Origin of the sequence: Peribacillus aracenensis (assembly GCF_025175645.1) — a bacterium.
Lineage (GTDB): Bacteria > Bacillota > Bacilli > Bacillales > DSM-1321 > Peribacillus > Peribacillus aracenensis.
In genome coordinates this window covers 1-15,353 of record NZ_JANZMJ010000007.1, presented here as the reverse complement: position 1 = coordinate 15,353, position 15,353 = coordinate 1, and the positions used below count along the sequence as shown (strand labels likewise).

Genomic DNA, 15,353 nt, shown 5'->3' with positions numbered 1-15,353 from the left:
ATGGATATGTAATGAGCAACAAAGAGCTTGATGGACTTCGTAATCAACTGGATGATGTGAACCTTCAGTTATTACATCTTATTAATCAACGTGCTGAACTTGTACAGGAAATTGGTCGCGTTAAAGAAAAACAAGGTGTAAACCGTTACGATCCGGTCCGTGAAAGAACAATGCTGGATCTTATCGAAGCCAATAATCAAGGACCGCTGGATCTTGGTTCGATTAAACATATTTTCAAAGAAATCTTTAAATTAGGCTTGGAGCTTCAAAAAGATGATCAGAAGAAAACGCTTCTTGTATCAAGAAAACAAAAGGCTGAAGACACGATCATCGACATTAAAGGTGAATTGGTAGGTAACGGAATCCCTAGCTTCGTTTTCGGACCATGTGCCGTTGAATCTTATGAACAAACAGCTGCGGTGGCGGAAGTCATTAAAGCTAAAGGCCTGAAATTGATGCGCGGCGGTGCATTTAAGCCACGTACATCTCCATATGACTTCCAAGGGCTTGGTTTGGAAGGTTTACAAATACTTAAACGTGTTGCTGATGAATACGGCTTGGCTGTCATCAGTGAAATCGTGAGTGCCAACGATATTGAAGCGGCAATCGATCATATCGATGTCATCCAAATCGGTGCGCGCAACATGCAAAACTTCGACTTGCTAAAAGCTGCAGGTGCTGTAAATAAACCGGTTCTTTTAAAGCGTGGACTGGCGGCAACGATCGAAGAGTTCATTCATGCAGCGGAATACATCATGTCGCAGGGCAATGGCAACATCATCCTTTGTGAACGCGGTATCCGTACTTACGAAAAAGCAACAAGGAATACACTTGATATCTCAGCTGTACCGATTTTAAAACAAGAAACTCATTTACCTGTCATGGTTGATGTGACGCATTCAACTGGACGTCGCGATCTTCTGCTTCCTACGGCTAAAGCGGCTCTTGCAATCGGTGCTGACGGTGTTATGGCTGAAGTGCATCCAGATCCTTCCGTTGCTTTATCTGATTCTGCACAGCAAATGGACTTCAAACAATTTGATGAATTCTACGATGAAATTAAACGTTTGAACTGGGTAACTGTATAAGCCAAGAAAGTCTTTAAATCATCTACTTACGGCCCTTACCAACTTGGCAAGGGCTTTTTTTAATGGTAAAATACTAGTTTTTACAGAAAAAGCTTCGAAATAAGCACTATTGGATTGCAGGAAAGATTCTACTATCGTATGATAAATAACAAGAATGAGAACTGTTCGGAAGATTGAGTCATACATAAAGTGATATCTATGTGAATTTTATACTTAAATAGGGTATTGAATATTTGACTGAGAAGAGAGTAGGACTGCATTTTTGTTAGGCAGGTCATTCCTAAAATAATCTTCCTTATAGAGAAAAACGCATAAAAGATCTTTTTCCGAAATAATTCGGGTCTTTTATGGGGAAAATGAAAGAAATGGAGGAATGGATGAATGAATAATATAACCATTTATGATGTGGCGCGTGAGGCGAATGTTTCCATGGCCACCGTTTCCCGCGTAGTTAACGGGAATCCAAATGTAAAGCCTGCAACAAGGAAGAAAGTTTCCGATGTGATTGAGAAGTTAGGGTACCGTCCCAATGCAGTGGCGAGGGGACTTGCCTCAAAGAAAACGACTACAGTCGGGGTCATCATCCCGGATATCTCGAGCATCTTTTTTGCCGAATTGGCACGTGGCATAGAAGATATAGCCACAATGTATAAATACAATATCATTCTTAGCAGTTCTGATGAGAATATAGATAAGGAATTCCATTTGCTGAATACGATGCTTGGAAAACAAGTGGATGGTATCGTGTTCATGGGCGGAAACATCTCTGATGAGCATGTTAAAGAGTTTACGAATTCACCGGTTCCAATCGTTCTGGCAGGTTCGGTGGATGAAAGCGGGCAAGTTCCATCGGTTAATATTGATTATGAGGCGGCGGCATTTGACGCAGTGACATTCTTTGCTAATAAAGGCCACAAGCATATCGCTTTTGTAAGCGGAAACCCTTCCGCGCTGATTAATGAAATGAAATTGACTGGTTATAAACGAGGATTGAAAGAAGCTGGTCTTTCATTTGATGAAAGTTATATTGTTGAAGGTGATTATACATATGATTCAGGAATTGAATCTTTTGAAAAGTACCTGGAAGTTGAAGACAGACCGACGGCATTCATCGCCGGTGCTGATGAAATGGCTCTTGGAATTGTCCATGCCGCACAGGACAAAGGGTATAATGTACCCGAAGACTTTGAAGTGATCAGCTTCGATAACACGAGATTGACATTGATGGTGCGTCCGCAAATCACCACGATCGTTCAACCTTTATATGACATTGGTGCGGTTGCGATGAGGCTCCTTACAAAGTTGATGAATAAAGAACAAGTGGAGGAAGGTCTTGAAAAAGTGATCCTCCCGCACCGGATTGAAAACCGTCAATCAACGAAATAAACTTGTTTGGAGAGTGTCCCGGAGGGCACTCTCTTTTTATTTCCAACTCGAACAAAAAAGATCGTTTTTCAACGATCTTTTAACTTTGTTCATTGCTTTTCGACGTTTGCTTGGAAGACCTGATGGGATAAAGGGCCTTTTCAAGCGTCAGGGCATTCTTCTCGGTAATTTCAGGCTTCCTCGGAATCGGTTCGTAAATATCCTCCATGTCATCCCATTCATCCGGCAGCGTGACAGGGGACTCAGGCTGCCAGCAATCGAGCCATTCCTTTGATAGGGGACCAGATAGATCATTGTTCGTCATTTCAAGCCAGACCCTCGCCCAAGCCCTCGGGACGACGCGCCATATATCATATCCGCCGCCGCCTACTGCAATCCACCGTCCTTCGCAAAACTTATGGGCCATTTCGTGGGCCAACTTTGGTATTTCCCTATAAATCTTCATGGTGGCAGATAAATGGGTGAGCGGATCGTAATAATGGGAATCCGCCCCGTTTTGCGTTAATATGACATCCGGTTTGAAGAATTCAATGACCTCCTTAAAGGAAGCCCTATAACATTCGAGCCAGGATTCATCTTCAGTGAACGCATCGACCGGGATGTTGAATGAATAGCCGTAGCCTTTTCCCTGGCCACGCTCGTTAATATTGCCGGTGCCGGGAAATAAGTAGCGCCCCGTTTCATGAATGGATAGGGTGCATACATCGGGATCATCATAAAATGACCATTGGACCCCGTCACCATGATGTGCATCGGTATCGACATACAAGACACGTGCCCCGTATTTTTTTTGCAGGTATTTAATCGCGACCGAACTATCATTGTAAATGCAAAAGCCTGAGGCCTTCCCCCGGAAACCGTGATGCAGGCCCCCGCCAAGATTAAGTGCGTGCTGGGACTGACCGGTCATGACGGCATCCACAGCCGTCAAGGTACCGCCTACAAGCAAGGCACTCGCTTCGTGCATTTTGGGGAAGATAGGGGTATCCTCTGTTCCCAGTCCATAATTTACTGCCTTTTCAGGGGGGAGCTTTCCCTGGCCCGCCAGTTTGACAGCGTTTACATAATGGTGATCATGGATCAGTTCCAATTCTTCAACGGTAGCCATTCTGGGCTTGATAATTTGATCATCATTGATGGCATGGTGTTTTTTTAATAAATCAAGCGTGAGTTTAAGCCGCTTTTGATTGAATGGATGTTCATCGTTGAATTTGTAGGTAAGCAGTTCATCCGAATAGACGAAAAGGGAGGTATCATTCATGTGAAATCCCCGGTAGGCTAGGCCATAAAACGGTATAGCCTTCTTTCTTCAAATCCTCCACCACCATAAATGGATTCATCGTCTGTACACGAATTACAAGAATTTTATAATCGCTTCCATTTTTTTCAGGATAAACAAGGGTGCTCAGGATATTCGAATTACGCCTTTTGAAAATATGGGCAATATCATGGAGGGAACCTGCCTTATCCGGGATTCTGATTTCAATTTGGGAACCGGGCTGATTGACTCCAGTCAACTCAACGTATGAATGAAGTAAATCGGAACCGGTTATGATGCCCACTAACTTCCTTCCCGTTACGATTGGAAGGCAGCTGATATTGTTATCACAGAAAACAGCCCCGATTTCTTCCACGAAATCCAGCGGGTGCCCCGTGATTATTTCCGTTTTCATGATGCTTGATAATGGTTTTTGTAAATCATTTTTGTATTCTGCGGTACGGAATATAGAAGGTGCAGCATCCCGAATATCTCGGTCGCTGACTAATCCCACAAGATGATAGCTGTCATCGACAATGGGTATATGGCGAATTCGCTTCTCCTTGATGATCATGACAGCGCTATGGATTGTATCTGTTGGAGTGAGGGTGATAATATCCTCATTCATTATTGTTTCTACAATCATTTTCCTTCCTCCTCTTATTCGCCTCTTTAATACATAAACCGATTCATAAAACGCAATTGGTCGAACTTCTGGATGGATTCAGGCGGGACTCTTTTGCCAATACGGGCCATCAGGCAGTTGGCGGGGTGGGAACTGATTTCAGGGTCATCTGTTGCAAAGTAGACCAAGCCACCCGCACTCATCATTTTTTCCATGACTTTCCGATAATCCCAAATATTCAGACCTGTCCCTTTCAAATCCCAATGCCAATAGTATTCAGTGGTGATGATGATGAAGTCTTCAACCGAATCGTCTTCCATGGAAAGGCGGATCAGGTTCTTCCCGACGGAGGCACCCCGGTATTCAGGGATGACCTCGATTGCACCAAGCTCAATCAGGTCCTCCATCTTAATTTCCGACCAGCGCTCCAAGGGATCGGGATATAAGTAAGTTACATAGCCCACGATCGTTTCATTTTCACGGGCGATGAAGATCCTGCCCTCAGGCAAGTCTGCAATCTCTATTAAGGCTTTATGCTGCAAAGCAGGCGGGCGAAAGGCGACCAAATCTTCGTGAAACCCATAAGCGGACATTTTTTCGCCGTTCAACGGACCTTCGATGATGAGCGTCCCGCTCGATGTCTGCAGTTCTTTAGTATAAAAGGTCTTATTATATTCCATTCTTTCACCACCCTTGTTATGTAGTAATCTTACACTCTGGCATTCCGGAGTATAAGAAGCGTTGCTTTTAAAAACTGACCGAATGGAAAGCTTAAATAAATTATACATAAAAACAAGGGGCATAATTTAGAAAGTTCAACACATATATGAATCTTTTGTTACAGTGCTTCCTCTTTCCCGGCCATCAACATGAATTCACCTTAACTCTACCATACTTGTCATTCTTCAAAATTCAGCAAGCAGGATTTTCCCTAATATGGAAGCTCTTAATATTTTAAAAATTGAGAAAATTGTCTTTTTATACTATAATAAAAATATAGAGCCGAATGAAGGGGGAGTTTGTCGTATGAATGTGAAAGCGTTGCCAGTAGTGGAAGGTAATTTTAATTTAAAGAATTATGATGAAAAATACAAGAAGTTTGACTGGTCTGAGACGGAAAAGGAATTCTCCTGGTCTGAAACCGGTAAAGTGAATCTTGCATATGAAGCCATTGACCGCCATGCCGAAACATACAAAAAGAATAAGATAGCCCTTTATTACAAAGACGATAAAAGAAATGAAAAGTATACATTCAAGGAAATGAAAGATTATACGAATCAAGCGGCCAATGTGTTCAAGAACATTGCCAATGTGGAAAAAGGTGATCGAGTTTTCATCTTCATGCCTCGCTCCCCGGAGCTTTATTTTGCATTGTTGGGTGCGATTAAAACGGGAGCGGTCGTTGGGCCGTTGTTCGAAGCCTTCATGGAAGGAGCAGTAAGGGATCGCCTTGAAGATAGTGAGGCAAGTGTGATTGTGACGACACCTGAACTATTGCCGCGCGTCCCAGTGGATGAGCTACCCCATTTGAAGCATATTTTCTTGGTGGGGGAAAATATAAAAGAAGAAGGAAAGTACCATCACTTCAATAAAAAATTAAAAGAAGCCGACAAAAATTTCGAAATTGAATGGGTGGATCGGAATGACGGTCTGATTCTTCACTATACCTCCGGTTCCACAGGCAGACCAAAAGGAGTGCTTCATGTCCATAATGCGATGATTCAGCATTATCAAACGGCAAGGTGGGTCCTTGATTTGCAGGATGAGGACGTGTATTGGTGCACAGCGGACCCTGGATGGGTGACAGGGACGTCTTACGGGATCTTTGGACCTTGGTTGACAGGAACCTCGAATGTCATTGTAGGCGGGCGGTTCAAGCCTGAATCCTGGTACAAGACCTTGGAGGACTTTGGTGTCACGGTATGGTATAGTGCCCCGACGGCCTTCAGGATGCTGATGGGCGCAGGTGACGAAATCGTTAAGCGGTTCGATTTAAGCACTCTCCGCCATATCTTAAGTGTCGGTGAACCGTTGAATCCGGAAGTGGTGCGCTGGGGAATGAAGGTATTCAATCACCGTATCCATGATACATGGTGGATGACGGAGACCGGGGCTCAGGTCATCTGCAATTATCCTTGCCTGGAAATTAAACCGGGTTCGATGGGCAAACCGATTCCTGGTGTGAAGGCGGCGATAGTGGATGATCAAGGCAACGAGCTTCCGCCGCATAGAATGGGGAACCTTGCCATCAAGAAAGGTTGGCCATCGATGATGAAGACCGTCTGGAAGAATGAAGCGAAATATGAATCTTACTTTATGCCAGGTGACTGGTATGTTTCGGGAGATTCCGCATATATGGATGAAGATGGTTATTTCTGGTTCCAAGGCCGTGTTGATGATGTCATCATGACGGCAGGGGAGAGAGTCGGACCTTTCGAAGTGGAAAGCAAGTTGGTCGAGCATCCTGCCGTAGCTGAAGCGGGGGTCATCGGTAAGCCGGATCCGGTTCGGGGGGAAATTATCAAAGCGTTTATCGCCCTTCGTGACGGATACGATGCAAACGATGAGTTGATTGAGGAAATTCGTACATTTGTAAAGCATGGTCTAGCAGCACATGCGGCACCTCGTGAAATTGAATTCAGGGATAAACTTCCTAAAACAAGAAGCGGTAAAATCATGCGCCGTGTCCTGAAAGCTTGGGAACTTGATTTGCCAACTGGTGATTTATCATCGATGGAGGATTGAGAAACTGAGCCGTGCTGATTATTGAAAAGAAAAAGGCATTCATTGTCCCTTTCATGGATGCCTTTTTGGGAGATTACAAGGAAACAGGCTGTCGGGTTCGCCCGACAGCCTGTTTTAGTTCAAGAAAGAGTGTCATTCTTCCTCTTCTTCAGCTTTATCCGTTTCTTTCTCTTTATCATTGACTGTGTCTTGATCTTTGTCGGTCTCTTGAATTTCTTTATCTGTATTTTCCTTGTTTTGATCTTTGTCTTGAGCTGGCTCTTTAACTTTATTCGTTTCTTTTTCTGGTTCTTTATCATTATCATTATCTTTATCTTTATCCGAACCGTTCTTTTCTTTTGAGTCCGGTTTTTTATCTTCGTTAGCTACTTTATCTTTTCTGCGATCATCTTTATTTTTTGCGGAATCTTCTTTTGAACCTGTCTTTTTAGCGCCGCTTTCAACACGTTGAGAAGGGGCTGATTCTTTACCGACTATGTCTACGGCCGTTACGTAATAGGAACCGCCTGAGCCGACTTTGTAAACAAGACTCCCGCCAGCATTGATGCTCGCCACTTTTTTTCCGTCTTTATAGACACGATAACCGACGACATCTCCTTCATGATGCAAGCCCCATGTAATCTTATCGTTACTGATCGTTATGGATAGGGGATCTGGTGCTTTGCCATTATCATTCAATTTCGCTTTCGCCCCGACGACATTTCCTGATTTTTCGCCTCCAGGAATCACGGATCCCGGGTCATCGACATATTCCAAACCGATATCTGCATAGGAATCGGGATTCAACATGAACCCGCCGCTTGTGAATTCGCCAGGCGTTTGCGGAAGGGCTGCGTAGCGTTTGCTGCCGACTGATACATATTGTCCATCTATGAAACTATCATCCGCCCTGGATGGAGCATATTTGGCGATGAATAAATCTGATTTTACAAGACCTGCCTTTTGGCATGCACTTGAAGGCAGCAGTCCTGAAACGCCACAGAAGGAACGGCTGACAATTCCGCCCGGCATTTCAAATCGCTTATCGGGGTCGATGAGTTTAGGATCGACCTTGTAGGCGGCATTGATCAGATCTGCCCAATAATACATATTACGTTTATTATATTCCAGACCATTATAGGTCCCTTGTAAGGATTTCGGTGTGTCATATCCCAGCCATGTACCGAATGAAACATTTGGATTGGTAGCGACGAACCAAGCGTCCCAATAGTTTTGGGAAGTTCCGGTCTTACCTGCCCAATCACTTGAGAAAGCGAGGCGGTTCCTGACCGAAGCTGCCGTCCCGCTGTTTACTACATCACGCATCATATCAAGCGTCAGGTAAGCGGCTTGCGGAGAAAATACTTCCACTGGCTTCACTTTATGTTCATAGATGACCTTGCCATCTTTCGATACGATTTTATCGATCATATAAGCATCGATGAACTCCCCTGAATTGGCAAATGTGCCAAACGCATTGACGTTTTCTTCAACGGTTACACCTTTGTCCATGGCACCTAATGACATGGCAAGATTGGAGTAATCCCCCTTCGTCACGGTGGAGAATCCCATTTTCTCTAAATAGGAAGCGGGGCTCAGGTTGATTATTTTCTTGTAAAAGAGCGCTGCCGGGATGTTATAGGAATTCTTCAGGGCCTCCCGGGCTGTCGTTACCCCCGTATAGCTTCCGCCGCCATAGTTTCCTGGACGCCACATTTTTCCTGCTGGAATGGAAATGGGTACGTTGGCCGATACGCTTCCAGGTGAGATTTTTCCTAACTCGATCCCTGGGCCATATACGAGCAGCGGCTTCATCGTTGATCCGTTTGATCGCAGTGATGCGGTAGCATGGTTCGTCTGTTCCCGCTTGAAATCACGGCCTCCTACGAAACTGATGATTTTTCCTGTTTTATTTTCGATTAGAATGGCCCCGGCTTCAACGGGCTCACTCACCGTTTTCATTTCTTTCGTATCAGGATCGACGACTTGTGCCGTTTTATCGTATCCGTAATTCGGATAGTTTTTCGTTACTTCCTGCATTTTATCATATATCTTTTTATTGACCGTCGTATAGATCTGATAGCCGTTTTGACGCAGCTTACGATCGGCAAGTGCTACATATTGATCTTTTAAATCATCATTCTTTAAATCTTTCTCTTCATATCCATCTTCTTTTGCCAGACTGACAGAAAGGATTTCGATGGAGCGTTTTTCGATTTCATAGGTGAGCCATGGATATTTCTCGGATGGCATCTCCGTTTTGCCGATAAAGTCTTTTGTTATGTCGTATGCGACTGCTTGATCATACTCTTCTTTTTTTATGTATCCGTTACTATACATCCGCTTTAAAACGGTTTTCATCCGGTTTATTCCGGGCTCTTGATTTTCTTTCAGTGTTCCTTTCTGGGTATATGGTGTATATCCGAAAGGGCTTTGCGGCAATCCAGCGATAAACGCTGATTGGGGCAGTGTCAGATCTTTGGCCTCCACGCCAAAAATACCTTCAGCGGCGGACTCGACCCCAGCGATGTTACGGCCTGAAGAGTTTCGTCCCAAAGTGGAGACGTTTAAGTAGGTTTCCAAAATCTCTTCTTTTTCAAAGAACTTTTCGACTCGGAGCGCAAGCAGGATTTCTTTTGCTTTCCGTTCAAATGAAACCTCGTTGGTCAGGACCTGGTTTTTAATGAGCTGCTGTGTTAACGTACTTCCTCCCGATTGGACGGTTGCATTCGTAAATTCCTGGTAAATGGCACGCAGGATAGCTTTTGGGACAACCCCGTCATGCTCATAAAAATACTCATCTTCTGTAGCGATGACTGCATTTTTAAGATACTCGGAAACTTTATCGATGGACACTTCTTCACGCTCAAGGTCACTCTTAAGCTTGCCCAAGTATACTTCATCTGCAAAGTATACCTCAGAGGTCTCTTCATAATTGTAAATGTCTTTTTTCAAATCTTCTTTTGAGCGTACTGGCTCATCATTGACGAGGGCAGCGAAATAGCCGGCTCCAACGCCGCCGGCGAATGAGAATCCTAGGATCCCGACAATAATGAGGATCAGCGTTAAATTCCAAATGACTTGGTATGTAACCCGCGCGTTCTTTTGTGTTTTTTCATTTTGAAAAAAACGGGTCAGCTGCTTCCAGACTGTTTGAAATCTATCTTTTTGATTATTATTCATCGTATCATACCCCCTGAAATCACATATATTATAGCATATAACAGGTAGGGGAAAGGGCATCTTTCTTATTTTTCTATAATCCGTAAGGGTGATGTTGACAAGGATTCTTATGTATGATAAAAGTTTATTAACAACAATAAAATGATGAAATGATCGCGATGATAGGACCCAGTAGTCAGACTATCCCTGTTTTAGAGAGCCGGTGGTTAGTGGAAATCGGTACAAATGGTATGATGAATTACTTCCTGGAGCATTTGCTGTGAAATGATTAGTAGCAGGAAACGGTTGACGACCGTTATTCGTCTTGAGCGGAGGGCATATTATGTCCTCAAGTTGGGTGGTACCGCGAATTCATTCGTCCCTTCATATTTATGAAGGGGCGTTTTTGTGTGTTTTTTGCGGTTTTTTTCTAAGATGAAGGAGGAATATTTAATGGAATTGCTTAAAGACCTCGAGTGGAGAGGGATTATTTATCAACAAACGGATGAAGAAGGTTTTAAGGACCTTTTAGAAAAAGAAAAGATTTCTTTATACTGTGGTGTCGATCCAACTGCGGATAGTATGCACATCGGACATCTATTGCCATTCTTGACATTGCGCCGTTTCCAGCAGCACGGTCATCGTCCACTTGTGCTGGTAGGCGGTGCGACTGGACTTATCGGTGATCCAAGCGGTAAAAAAGAGGAACGTCAGCTGCAAACACTGGAAAAAGTGCTTTATAATGCAGACTGCATAAAAGGGCAGCTATCCCACATCTTTGAATTCGACGGTGATAATGGTGCGGTCATGGTCAATAACTATGACTGGATAGGTAAAATCGATATGGTTACATTCTTGCGTGATTACGGGAAATACATCGGCATTAACTACATGCTGGCAAAAGATACGGTTGCTTCCCGCTTGGATACGGGGATTTCCTTTACTGAATTTGCGTACACGATCTTACAAGGAATTGATTTCGGTCATTTATACAGCAATTTCAATTGTAAATTGCAAATTGGAGGCAGTGATCAATGGGGCAACATTACGACCGGTCTTGAAATGATCAGGAAATCCAATGATGAGAATGCCAAAGCATTCGGTATGACGATCCCGCTCGTAACGAAAGCGGATGGGACGAAATTCGGTAAAACGGAAGGCGGAGCGATTTGGCTTGACCCGGAAAAGACGACTCCGTATGAATTTTACCAATTCTGGATCAATACAGCTGATGCTGATGTTGTGAAATACCTGAAATTCTTCACATTCCTATCTCGTGAGGCGATTGAAGAGTTAGAGCAATCCGTACAGACCGAACCGCATTTGCGTAAAGCGCAAAAAGCATTAGGGGAAGAAATGACCCGTTTGATTCATGGTCAGGAAGCTCTAGACCAAGCAATCAAAATCTCTGCCGCCCTATTCAGCGGTGAGGTGAAGAATTTAAGTGCAGCGGAAATCAAATTGGGCTTTAAAGATGTCCCTAGCTTCGAACGTGAAAGCAAAGAAGATATCGGTTTGGTCGATTTAATCGTTGAAGCGAAAATTTCGCCATCCAAGCGTCAAGCCCGTGAGGATATTCAGAATGGGGCAATCTCCATAAATGGGGAGAAAGTGACTGATCTGCAATATGTAGTGACGGAAGCTGCCAAGATTGAAGGGGAGTTCATCCTCGTTCGTCGCGGCAAGAAGAAATACACATTAGTGAAATGATTATTCAAAGCCCGGCTGAATCCCAGCCGGGCTTTGCCATGCAAAGGTGTTTAAGTGCAAAAAAAAGCCCATCCAAGGATGGGCTTTTTTGAAGTTATTAACGAGAGTAGAACTCAACGATAAGAGCTTCGTTAATTTCAGCAGGCAATTCAGAACGTTCTGGTAAACGAGTGAAAGTACCTTCTAATTTCTCAGCATCGAAAGTAAGGAAATCAGGAACGAAGTTAGTTGCTTCAACTGATTCTTTGATGATTGAGAAGTTGCGTGATTTTTCACGAACTGCGATTGTTTGTCCAAGAGACACTTTGTAAGATGGAATGTCTACGCGGCCTCCGTCTACAGTGATGTGACCGTGGTTAACAAGTTGACGTGCTTGACGACGTGTACGAGCTAAACCAAGACGGTAAACTAGGTTGTCAAGACGTGATTCAAGAAGAATCATGAAGTTTTCACCATGAACACCTTTAAGTTTGCCAGCGCGGTCGAACATTGAACGGAATTGACGTTCAGTGATTCCGTACATGTGACGAAGTTTTTGTTTCTCTTGCAGTTGCATTCCGTATTCAGAAATTTTTCTGCGTTGGTTAGGACCATGTTGTCCTGGAGCATAAGGGCGTTTTTCTAATTCTTTACCAGTACCTGTTAGGGAAATTCCTAAACGACGGGATAGTTTCCAGCTTGGGCCAGTATAACGAGCCATAGGATGACTCCTCCTTTAAATGTTTTTATTTTGGTAAAATAAAAACCGTGTGAATGTACGATCATGACCATTTTGTTTTCATGTACCTTCGCCCTAGCAGCAGAGAGTTACGAGATACACCTCTGTATTGAGGAACAAAATGAGAACATAAAGGCTGTCACATAGGCTGCAATATTTTACACAAGGAGTATTGTATAATATTCTGCTCAATGAGTCAAGGACAGTTGTGATTAATTAAGGAATGGATAAAGAGAATCACAGGAGGAAAGACAATATATTAATAAAATGCAATTTATAGAGAGGTCTTTTCCATTGTAAGCGCAATGAGGTAATGAATCCAAAAATTATAGATGGTTTGAGACATTTCTTGGGTACCTATACCATGGGTGTGGTCCAATCCTGTTTCTTTACTAAAAATGTCAAAAGGGTCGCTGAATTCAGGACGGAACGGGTACATGTACAAGTAAAGTAAAAGGGAGCAGGCAAGGTTTGCCGCTCCCTTTTACTTTATAGATGATTGGAAAGGATTTCAGCGAACTTCTCCAGTCCTTGCTGATCCATTTCATCAAAACGGTCCGTTATCGGGCTGTCGATATCGAGGACACCGAGCAATTTGCCATCCTTCATGAGCGGTATGACAATTTCAGACCTTGATGCCGCATCGCAGGCGATATGTCCAGGGAATTGATGGACATCCTCTACGCGCAAGGTTGTTTCAGTTGCGGCTGAAGTCCCGCATACGCCCTTGCCCATTGGAATGCGGACACAGGCTGGAAGACCTTGAAAGGGTCCTAGAATTAATTGGCCCTCTTCATATAAATAAAAACCTACCCAGTTAATCTCATCGAGAAACAGATTTAGTAAAGCTGCCGCATTGCTTAAATTTGCTATCCGGTTCGTTTCATCTTCGATTAAGGCAAGTAGTTGTTTTTGGACCAGTTCATAGTTTTTTTCTTTTTTTCCTTGATACATTTCGACATTAAACAAAAGCGTTCACCTGTCTTCCGCATATTTTTACAGCACTATCTAATCATGATGCTTTATTGTTGGGAAATTGTCGAGAAATTACTAAAGGATTCAGGCTCTTCCGTGAAGAAGTAGTCCACAAGACTTGTCTCAAAGAAAGCGAGGGATTGCCTGAATGAATCGCCAGACGCCAACGAAACAAGCCATTGTGGAAGCTGCATTGCATTTATTTCATTTAAAAGGCTATCATGCTACATCCATACGGGATATTGCAAATAAAGCGAAAGTGAACGCTGCAAATATTGCCTACTATTTCAAGAATAAACAGGGGTTGCTGGAATTCTGTTTCATTTCCTATTTAGAAGAGTATATCCTGGTCCTTGAGAAGAACATGACATTGCTCGAACTTAAAGGCCCGCAACATTGCTTGATGAATCTTGTAAAGGATATTCTCGCTTTCCAAAGGGAAAACTTCCTTGCTGCACGGTTCATATATGGGGAATCTTCACTAGATTCCAATTTAAACCGCGAAATTCATTCGACTTATTTTACTAAGGAAAAGTCTTATTTTCAATATATTTTGGAACAAGGAATCAAGAGCAGGAGTTTCCAGCAAGTATCCGTTCCCATGTATATGCTGCAGTTGAAGGGTTTATTGACGGCCCCTGTCCTGCATACCCATTATGCGATGGAGGTGCTTCACGTCTTCCCGCAGGAAGCCTATTACACGAATATTTATGCCAATGAAGTCGGACGTTTTCTGCAAGATACCCTTTTCAATGCCGAAGACTTCCAGCCACTGTTAGCCGGCCGGCCTGAAGTGTATACATGAGTTATCCTTTATACCCTGCAATCAGTGCCTGATGGCCCTGACCCAAATCTTTAGCCTGATGGGCATCGGAACCGTAAATAAGCGGAATGCCGAGATCTAAAGCACGTTTTGCAAATCGTTCAGGGGGATAGGGCTCACCGCATAGCGGCTTTACAAGCCCGGCTCCATTATAATCCAGTTCATACCTTTGATCCTTGATCATATCGAGAACCTTGTAAACCCGCTCGTCAAAACTTGATGCCGGCGGATATCGTTGCTGGAATTTATGGACAAGTGTAATGTGCCCGATCCGTTTTGGTTTATATATGCCTAAATCAGCTTCTATTGATTTTTCCAATGTATCGTAATATTTGGTATAAACCGATTCCACTGAACCTAGTTCATTGGCAATCTCACTAAACCCATCATCGCTGAAATCGATGCAATGCCAACGGTTTTGATGCTTGATGAAGTGGACGGAAAGTATACTATCATCAAGGAATTCCCCGATTTCGTCGAGGAATGCTTTTGTTTCATTTTCATACCCCTCTATAAAGTCAACCTCCAGGCCTGTTTTGATCAGGATTTTGTCTTTATAGCGTTCTTTTAGTACGCGGAGCTCTTGAAAGTAATCCAGGAGCAGGGCAGCGTCCATGCCGCTGTCTTTTTCAGGCGTAGGATCTTGAAAATTTCTTGGCAGTGGAGCATGTTCCGTAAATGTGATTTCCTTTAATCCTAGCTCGATTCCCCGCGTAATATATTCATCGAATTTATCCGTAGAGCCGTGTGGACAAAACGGAGTGTGCACATGACCGTCAGCTTTCATGGTTCTTCCCTCCCAAAAAACAGGTATTTGTAGCAATTTTCTACAAAAAAATCATTTTCCTCGTCAAAAATTATTGCTAACATGGTATCATAAAAAC

General features: G+C 43.4%; 12 protein-coding genes and 1 other annotated feature. Of the genes, 5 read left to right on the top strand and 7 right to left on the bottom strand.

Annotation, left to right across the window (positions count from 1 at the left end; translation table 11 throughout):
• The first annotated feature begins 11 nt into the window (after nt 1-11).
• On the top strand, nt 12-1,088 hold the full coding sequence (locus N0M92_RS09315) for a bifunctional 3-deoxy-7-phosphoheptulonate synthase/chorismate mutase (protein WP_034309244.1): 1,077 nt from the start codon (nt 12-14) through the stop codon (nt 1,086-1,088).
• Between the two features lie 381 nt (nt 1,089-1,469).
• Nucleotides 1,470-2,474, top strand: coding sequence for a catabolite control protein A (gene ccpA, locus N0M92_RS09310; RefSeq protein ID WP_260285453.1), 1,005 nt, complete (start codon nt 1,470-1,472; stop codon nt 2,472-2,474).
• A gap of 79 nt (nt 2,475-2,553) precedes the next feature.
• On the opposite strand, the gene N0M92_RS09305 is transcribed toward ccpA, so the two are convergent.
• From N0M92_RS09305 to N0M92_RS09295, 3 genes are read right to left on the bottom strand one after another with little or no spacing between them, the layout of a single operon-like run.
• Entirely contained in the window at nt 2,554-3,735 is a 1,182-nt protein-coding gene (locus N0M92_RS09305; RefSeq protein ID WP_260285452.1) for an acetoin utilization protein AcuC, read from the bottom strand.
• Entirely contained in the window at nt 3,728-4,378 is a 651-nt protein-coding gene (locus tag N0M92_RS09300; RefSeq protein WP_260285451.1) for an acetoin utilization AcuB family protein, read from the bottom strand. Before N0M92_RS09300 ends, N0M92_RS09305 begins: the two co-directional genes overlap by 8 nt.
• Before the next feature lie 26 nt (nt 4,379-4,404).
• Nucleotides 4,405-5,037 carry a GNAT family N-acetyltransferase gene (locus N0M92_RS09295; protein WP_260285450.1) on the bottom strand — a complete coding sequence of 211 codons (633 nt, stop codon included), beginning with the start codon at nt 5,035-5,037 and terminating at the stop codon, nt 4,405-4,407.
• Between the two features lie 346 nt (nt 5,038-5,383).
• On the opposite strand from N0M92_RS09295, the gene acsA reads away from it, so the two are divergent.
• A complete protein-coding gene (gene acsA / locus N0M92_RS09290) occupies nt 5,384-7,102 on the top strand; it encodes an acetate--CoA ligase (RefSeq protein ID WP_260285449.1) in 1,719 nt (572 codons plus the stop codon).
• A 132-nt stretch (nt 7,103-7,234) separates the two neighbouring features.
• Here the strand turns inward: acsA and N0M92_RS09285 are convergent, their stop codons facing one another.
• Nucleotides 7,235-10,264 carry a transglycosylase domain-containing protein gene (locus N0M92_RS09285; protein ID WP_260285448.1) on the bottom strand — a complete coding sequence of 1,010 codons (3,030 nt, stop codon included), beginning with the start codon at nt 10,262-10,264 and terminating at the stop codon, nt 7,235-7,237.
• A gap of 149 nt (nt 10,265-10,413) precedes the next feature.
• Nucleotides 10,414-10,630: a binding site (T-box leader), on the top strand.
• Nucleotides 10,631-10,696: 66 nt separating this feature from the next.
• Between N0M92_RS09285 and tyrS the strand changes: the two genes are divergently transcribed.
• Nucleotides 10,697-11,953 (top strand): tyrosine--tRNA ligase, encoded by a 1,257-nt coding sequence (tyrS, locus tag N0M92_RS09280; RefSeq protein ID WP_192206077.1) that lies wholly within the window; start codon nt 10,697-10,699, stop codon nt 11,951-11,953.
• A 97-nt stretch (nt 11,954-12,050) separates the two neighbouring features.
• On the opposite strand, the gene rpsD is transcribed toward tyrS, so the two are convergent.
• Together rpsD and N0M92_RS09270 are read right to left on the bottom strand one after the other, a co-directional pair.
• Nucleotides 12,051-12,653 carry a 30S ribosomal protein S4 gene (gene rpsD, locus N0M92_RS09275; protein ID WP_260285447.1) on the bottom strand — a complete coding sequence of 201 codons (603 nt, stop codon included), beginning with the start codon at nt 12,651-12,653 and terminating at the stop codon, nt 12,051-12,053.
• Nucleotides 12,654-13,160: 507 nt separating this feature from the next.
• Nucleotides 13,161-13,640 (bottom strand): GAF domain-containing protein, encoded by a 480-nt coding sequence (locus tag N0M92_RS09270; protein WP_260285446.1) that lies wholly within the window; start codon nt 13,638-13,640, stop codon nt 13,161-13,163.
• 154 nt (nt 13,641-13,794) lie between these two features.
• Here N0M92_RS09270 and refZ point away from each other — a divergent pair, with 154 nt between their 5' ends.
• Entirely contained in the window at nt 13,795-14,451 is a 657-nt protein-coding gene (refZ, locus tag N0M92_RS09265) for a forespore capture DNA-binding protein RefZ (RefSeq protein ID WP_192206074.1), read from the top strand.
• A 1-nt stretch (nt 14,452) separates the two neighbouring features.
• Here refZ and hisJ read toward each other — a convergent pair whose 3' ends face one another.
• A complete protein-coding gene (gene hisJ / locus N0M92_RS09260; protein WP_260285445.1) occupies nt 14,453-15,256 on the bottom strand; it encodes a histidinol-phosphatase HisJ in 804 nt (267 codons plus the stop codon).
• Between the last annotated feature and the right edge of the window lie 97 nt (nt 15,257-15,353).

Coding starts and splice junctions, on each gene's coding strand:
- hisJ (WP_260285445.1), bottom strand. CDS start 15,256: ATGAAAGCTGACGGTCATGTGCACACTCCGTTTTGTCCACACGGCTCT.
- N0M92_RS09285 (WP_260285448.1), bottom strand. CDS start 10,264: ATGAATAATAATCAAAAAGATAGATTTCAAACAGTCTGGAAGCAGCTG.
- N0M92_RS09315 (WP_034309244.1), top strand. CDS start 12: ATGAGCAACAAAGAGCTTGATGGACTTCGTAATCAACTGGATGATGTG.
- refZ (WP_192206074.1), top strand. CDS start 13,795: ATGAATCGCCAGACGCCAACGAAACAAGCCATTGTGGAAGCTGCATTG.
- ccpA (WP_260285453.1), top strand. CDS start 1,470: ATGAATAATATAACCATTTATGATGTGGCGCGTGAGGCGAATGTTTCC.
- N0M92_RS09295 (WP_260285450.1), bottom strand. CDS start 5,037: ATGGAATATAATAAGACCTTTTATACTAAAGAACTGCAGACATCGAGC.
- rpsD (WP_260285447.1), bottom strand. CDS start 12,653: ATGGCTCGTTATACTGGCCCAAGCTGGAAACTATCCCGTCGTTTAGGA.
- tyrS (WP_192206077.1), top strand. CDS start 10,697: ATGGAATTGCTTAAAGACCTCGAGTGGAGAGGGATTATTTATCAACAA.
- N0M92_RS09300 (WP_260285451.1), bottom strand. CDS start 4,378: ATGATTGTAGAAACAATAATGAATGAGGATATTATCACCCTCACTCCA.
- N0M92_RS09305 (WP_260285452.1), bottom strand. CDS start 3,735: ATGAATGATACCTCCCTTTTCGTCTATTCGGATGAACTGCTTACCTAC.
- acsA (WP_260285449.1), top strand. CDS start 5,384: ATGAATGTGAAAGCGTTGCCAGTAGTGGAAGGTAATTTTAATTTAAAG.